Genomic DNA, 5,595 nt, shown 5'->3' on the forward strand with positions numbered 1-5,595 from the left:
TGCTGATGAGCCGCTGAGCGGGCTGACATGAAAAGGGCCGCCCAAGAGGGCGGCCCGGTCTCTCAGGCCACTTCGGCCTTCTGCTTCTGCGCGCGCTTGCGATCGTTCGGGTCGAGGATGCCCTTGCGCAGGCGGATCGACTTCGGCGTGACCTCGACGAGTTCGTCGTCATCGATCCAGGCGAGCGAACGCTCCAGCGTCATGCGGATCGGCGGCGTCAGGCGAACCGCCTCGTCCTTCGAGGTCGTCCGGATGTTGGTGAGCTTCTTGCCCTTGAGCACGTTCACCTCGAGATCGTTCTCGCGGGTATGCTCGCCGACGATCATGCCCTGATAGACCTTCCAGCCGGGCTCGATCATCATCGGGCCGCGATCCTCGAGGTTCCAGAGCGCGTAGGCCACGGCCTCGCCCGTCTCCATCGCGATCAGCACGCCGTTGCGACGACCGGAGATCTCGCCCTTGTAGGGCATGTACTCATGGAAGACGCGGTTCATGATGGCGGTGCCGCGGGTGTCCGTCAGCAGCTCGCCCTGATAGCCGATCAGGCCGCGGGTCGGAGCGTGGAAGACAAGGCGCAGGCGGTTGCCGCCCGACGGCCGCATCTCCAGCATGTCGGCCTTGCGCTCCGACATCTTCTGCACGACGACGCCGGAATGCTCCTCGTCGACGTCGATCAGCACTTCCTCGATCGGCTCGAGCAGCTGGCCGTTGTCATCGCGCTTCATGACGACGCGCGGGCGCGAGACGCCGAGCTCGAAGCCCTCGCGGCGCATGGTCTCGATCAGGATCGCGAGCTGGAGCTCGCCGCGGCCGGAGACGATGTAGCTGTCCTTGTCGGAAGCTTCCTCGATCTTCAGCGCGACATTGCCCTCGGCCTCCTTGAACAGGCGGTCGCGGATGACGCGGGTGGTGACCTTGTCGCCCTCGGTGCCGGCGAGCGGCGAGTCGTTGACCGAGAAGGTCATCGACACCGTCGGCGGATCGATCGGCTGGGCCTCGATCGGCTCGGAGATCGACGGGTCGCAGAAGGTGTCTGCGACGGTGCCCTTCACCAGACCGGCGATCGAGACGATGTCGCCCGCGACCGCTTCCTCGATCGGCTGGCGCTCGATGCCGCGGAAGGCGAGGATCTTCGAGATGCGGCCGGTCTCGACGGTGGAGCCGTCGCCCGAGAGCACCTTGATGGTCTGGTTCGGCTTGGCAGTGCCGGAGGTGACGCGGCCGGTGATGATGCGGCCGAGATAGGGGTTGGCCTCGAGCAGCGTGCCGATCATACGGAACGGGCCTTCCTCGACCTTCGGCTCCGGCACATGCTTGATGATGAGGTCGTACATCGGCGCGAGGCCCTGGTCCTGCGGGCCTTCCGGCGAAGGCGCCATCCAGCCCTGCTTGCCCGAACCGTAGAGGATCGGGAAGTCGAGCTGTTCATCGGTGGCGTCGAGCGCGGCGAAGAGGTCGAAGACCTCGTTGATGACTTCCTGGGTGCGGGCGTCGGGCTTGTCGACCTTGTTGATCGCGACGATCGGACGAAGGCCGAGCTTCAGCGCCTTCGAGACCACGAACTTGGTCTGCGGCATCGGCCCCTCGGCCGCATCGACCAGCACGATGGCCGAGTCGACCATGTTCAGGATGCGCTCGACCTCGCCGCCGAAATCGGCGTGGCCGGGCGTGTCGACGATATTGATGCGCGTGTCCTTCCAGACGACCGAGGTCGCCTTGGCCAGGATAGTGATGCCGCGCTCCTTCTCCAGGTCGTTGGAGTCCATCACGCGCTCGGCGACGCGCTGGTTCTCGCGGAAGGCGCCGGACTGCTGCAGGAGCTTGTCGACAAGGGTCGTCTTGCCATGGTCGACGTGCGCGATGATGGCGATGTTGCGCATGGACATGCGGGTAGGGCCTTGCTTTCAAGGCCACGAGCCGGCCAGGTTCGAAGCCCTGCCGGCGCAGCCTGTTTCACGTGAATCTGGAATTCGTTGCGCTGCACATAAACGCTGACGGGCTTTTCGGCAACCGCAGACCGCCCCGAAAAGTAAAGAGGCTCAGTCTTCTGCCAGCTCCCGCTGCCGCTCGGCGACGGCTCGCCCGACCTGATCGATGGCAAGGCGGTAGGCGGCAAGGGCGGCGGTATCGAGGTCCCCCTTCGCGTAGTCGGAGAGCACGCGCGTCAGGATCAGGTCCGCCTCCCGGCCAAGCCGCGCGAGCTCCGCCTCGTCCTCGCAGGTGCGGATCGCCGTGAGCAGTTCGAGCAGTTCGTCCAGGCCCGACATGGCGCGGCGCCGCCGGTTGGCGCTCTCACGGCTGAGCAGTGCGGCCCCGCCAGTGCCGACCGCGGAAAGCGCCATCGCGCCGATATAGAACCAGTCGCCATAGCGATCGAAGAAGGTCTCCTGCTCGCCGTCGATATAGGCGGCTGCCCCCGAATGGACCGGCAACGGCGCGTCCTTGTCGGTGGAGGGAGTCTCCAGCGCCTGCACCGCCGGCAGTTCCGCCGCGAGCGTCAGGCGCAGGCCCAGGATTTCCTTGGTGAGGTCGCCGACGAGATTGTCGTCGAGGCTCTGCGCCGCCACGAGACGAGAGGTGATCGAGATGGTCTGGAGGCTTTCCGCCGGCCGCGGCGGGTCACCGCCGAGTGCGCCGCGCACGATCTCGCCGGTTTCGATCGCGCGGTAATGCGCCGACAGAGCATCGGCCTCGCGCACCGGGATCAGAACGGGATCCTCGCCCCAGGCCGTGCGCAGGCGGCGCAAGCCCTCGTTGTTGGTGTGGGATCCGACGGCGTTGATCGAGAAGAAGGCCTCGATGCGCTGCTCCCTCACCGCCGGGATCACCTCGTCCGGTGCGAGGCTGACGATATCGACCTCCTCCGGGCGGACCTCATATTGCGCGAGGACGCGCTTCAGCAAGGCGAGATTGCCGGCCGGATAGCGGATCACGCCGACCTTGCGGCCGCGCAGGTCGGCGATCCTTCCGATCGTGCTTTCCTTTGTCGTGATGAAGAAGGGAAAGGTCCGCCGGGTGATCAGGACCGTGTCGGCCGTCGCAGGCATCGCGATGTCGGCGCGCAGCATGGCAAGATCGGCCTGCCCGGCATCGATCTTCTTCGCGCTCTCCTCCGATCCCTCCGTCAGGATGAGGCGCAGCCGTATCGAGGCCTTGTCGCGGTTGAGCCCCTGGACGAAAGCGGCGGCCATGCGCGCATCCTCCGAGCCCAGAGGCCCGACGGCGAGGCGCAGGGTGCGCGGCTGGCTGATGTAGTAGAATACCGTCGCGACCAGGCCGGACATGGCGAGCAGACTCGCCAGAACAGCCAAACCGCGCCTGCCTATGCCGAGCCGGACCAATCCGCCCCCCAATTCTTCGCCCACGCAGCATGGCTTCCTTCGCCATCATGTCGCAAGTACGGCATGCGCCGAGGATCGGACCGTGCTAAACGCGCGGCATGACCACCGGTTCGCCATTCCTGATCAAGATCTGCGGCCTCTCCACGCCGGAGACGCTGCATGTCGCGCTCGACAGCGGCGCGGACATGGTGGGCTTCGTCTTCCATCCCAAGAGCCCGCGCTTCATCACCCCTGAACGCGCCGGCGAGCTCGCCGCGATCGCGCGGGGGAAGGCCGAGATCACCGCGCTGATCGTCGATTGGGATGAGCGGCAGGCGAGCGAACTCGTCGCCGCCCTGAAACCCGACTGGCTGCAGCTGCATGGCCGCGAGACGCCCGGGCAGACCGCAGCCCTGCGCCGCGCGGCCGGGCGGCCCGTCATGAAGGCGCTGGGCGTCGCCACGGCCGACGACCTGAAGTCTGTCGACGCCTATCGCGATGTGGCCGATCGCATCCTGCTCGATGCCAAACCACCGAAGGACGCGGCCTATCCGGGCGGACACGGCCGCCCCTTCGACTGGACGCTGCTCGCCGAACTCGACCCTGGCTTTCCGTTCATGCTAGGGGGCGGGCTCGATCCGGCGAACGTCGCGGAGGCGATCCGCCTTGCGCGGCCGGCGGGGGTGGATGTCTCGTCGGGCGTCGAAAGCGCTCCCGGGATCAAGGACCCGGCCCGGATCGTGGAATTCATCGCGGCGGCCCGCAAGGCCGCGGCGGCAGTACAGGAAGGCTCGAGCGCATGAACGCCCCCGCGAACCCGAACAGCTACCGCAACGGCCCGGACGAGAACGGCCGCTTCGGCCTGTTCGGCGGCCGCTTCGTCGCGGAGACGCTGATGCCGCTGATCCTCGAGCTGGAGCAGGCCTACAACGCCGCCAAGGCGGACCCCGCCTATCACGCCGAGATGGCCGATGGCCTCAAGCACTATGTCGGCCGGCCCTCGCCGCTCTATTTCGCCGAGCGCCTGACCGAGCATTTCAACGGCGCCAGGGTCTATCTGAAGCGCGAGGAGCTGAACCACACCGGCTCGCACAAGGTGAACAACGTGCTCGGCCAGATCCTGCTCGCCCGCCGCATGGGCAAGAAGCGGATCATCGCCGAGACCGGCGCCGGCCAGCACGGCGTCGCCACCGCGACGCTCTGCGCCCGCTATGGCCTGGAATGCATCGTCTATATGGGCGCGGTCGACGTCGCCCGGCAGGCGCCCAACGTCTTCCGCATGCAGATGCTCGGCGCCACTGTCGTGCCGGTCGAATCCGGCACGAAGACGCTGAAGGACGCGATGAACGAGGCGCTGCGCGACTGGGTGACCAATGTCGCGACGACGTTCTACTGTATCGGGACGGTCGCCGGCCCCCACCCCTACCCGGCAATGGTGCGCGACTTCCAGTCGATCATCGGCAAGGAGACGCGCGAGCAGATGCTGGAGGCCGAGGGCCGCCTGCCGGATTCGCTGATCGCCTGCATCGGTGGCGGCTCGAACGCGATGGGGCTGTTCCACCCCTTCCTCGACGACGCGAGCGTCGAGATCTACGGCGTGGAAGCCGCCGGCCACGGCATTCCCAGCGGCCTGCATGCGGCCTCGCTGACAGGCGGCAAGCCCGGCGTGCTGCACGGCAACCGCACCTTCCTGCTCATGGACGATGACGGGCAGATCAAGGACGCCCATTCGATCTCGGCGGGGCTCGACTATCCCGGCATCGGGCCGGAGCATTCCTGGCTGCACGATGTCGGTCGGGTGAAGTATCTCTCGGCCACCGACGAGGAGGCGCTGGAGGCGTTCCAGCTGATTTCCAGGCTGGAGGGCATCATCCCCGCTCTGGAAAGCGCCCACGCGCTCGCCCGCGTCGCCGAACTCGCTCCGCAGAAGCCGAAGGACCATCTCATGGTCGTCAACCTCTCCGGCCGCGGCGACAAGGACATCCCGCAGGTCGCGGAGATCCTGGCGGCGCGCTAGACGCCTCCGGGCTTCCGGAAAGATTCCGGACCCGACCTCTCGACTCCTGCTTCGCCAACGGCAACCATGGGTTGTCTCGACGTATCCGCGTCGAGAGCATCCCGTGAAGCTGGGCCGGGGGGCCGTTGGGGGGTAGAGGCAACGACAATCGTTCGAGCGACCACGGGCCCGCGCTCGCCGGCCTGCCGGTCGAGCTCGCCTTCCTGACACGGCACGGCATCGCGCCTTCCGCGCTCCTGCCCGCGGCCAAGAGGGCGC

4 protein-coding genes are annotated in these 5,595 nt (G+C 67.1%); 2 read left to right on the forward strand and 2 right to left on the reverse strand.

Annotated features, from left to right (window positions below):
* Positions 1-62: 62 nt before the first annotated feature.
* Together typA and ACIPIA_RS09410 are read right to left on the reverse strand one after the other, a co-directional pair.
* Complete coding sequence (gene typA / locus ACIPIA_RS09405; protein ID WP_400508848.1) at positions 63-1,886, reverse strand: translational GTPase TypA; 1,824 nt, start codon at positions 1,884-1,886, stop codon at positions 63-65.
* Positions 1,887-2,039: 153 nt separating this feature from the next.
* On the reverse strand, positions 2,040-3,284 hold the full coding sequence (locus tag ACIPIA_RS09410) for a TAXI family TRAP transporter solute-binding subunit (RefSeq protein ID WP_400508850.1): 1,245 nt from the start codon (positions 3,282-3,284) through the stop codon (positions 2,040-2,042).
* A 155-nt stretch (positions 3,285-3,439) separates the two neighbouring features.
* Between ACIPIA_RS09410 and ACIPIA_RS09415 the strand changes: the two genes are divergently transcribed.
* Together ACIPIA_RS09415 and trpB are read left to right on the forward strand one after the other, a co-directional pair.
* On the forward strand, positions 3,440-4,123 hold the full coding sequence (locus ACIPIA_RS09415; RefSeq protein ID WP_400508852.1) for a phosphoribosylanthranilate isomerase: 684 nt from the start codon (positions 3,440-3,442) through the stop codon (positions 4,121-4,123).
* Positions 4,120-5,337, forward strand: coding sequence for a tryptophan synthase subunit beta (gene trpB, locus ACIPIA_RS09420; protein WP_400508854.1), 1,218 nt, complete (start codon positions 4,120-4,122; stop codon positions 5,335-5,337). The genes ACIPIA_RS09415 and trpB overlap by 4 nt, the downstream gene beginning before the upstream one ends.
* The last annotated feature ends 258 nt before the right edge of the window (positions 5,338-5,595 follow it).

Origin of the sequence: Allobosea sp. CER48, assembly GCF_044752385.1 — a bacterium.
Lineage (GTDB): Bacteria > Pseudomonadota > Alphaproteobacteria > Rhizobiales > Beijerinckiaceae > Allobosea.

Coding starts and splice junctions, on each gene's coding strand:
- typA (WP_400508848.1), bottom strand. CDS start 1,886: ATGTCCATGCGCAACATCGCCATCATCGCGCACGTCGACCATGGCAAG.
- ACIPIA_RS09410 (WP_400508850.1), bottom strand. CDS start 3,284: ATGTCCGGCCTGGTCGCGACGGTATTCTACTACATCAGCCAGCCGCGC.
- ACIPIA_RS09415 (WP_400508852.1), top strand. CDS start 3,440: ATGACCACCGGTTCGCCATTCCTGATCAAGATCTGCGGCCTCTCCACG.
- trpB (WP_400508854.1), top strand. CDS start 4,120: ATGAACGCCCCCGCGAACCCGAACAGCTACCGCAACGGCCCGGACGAG.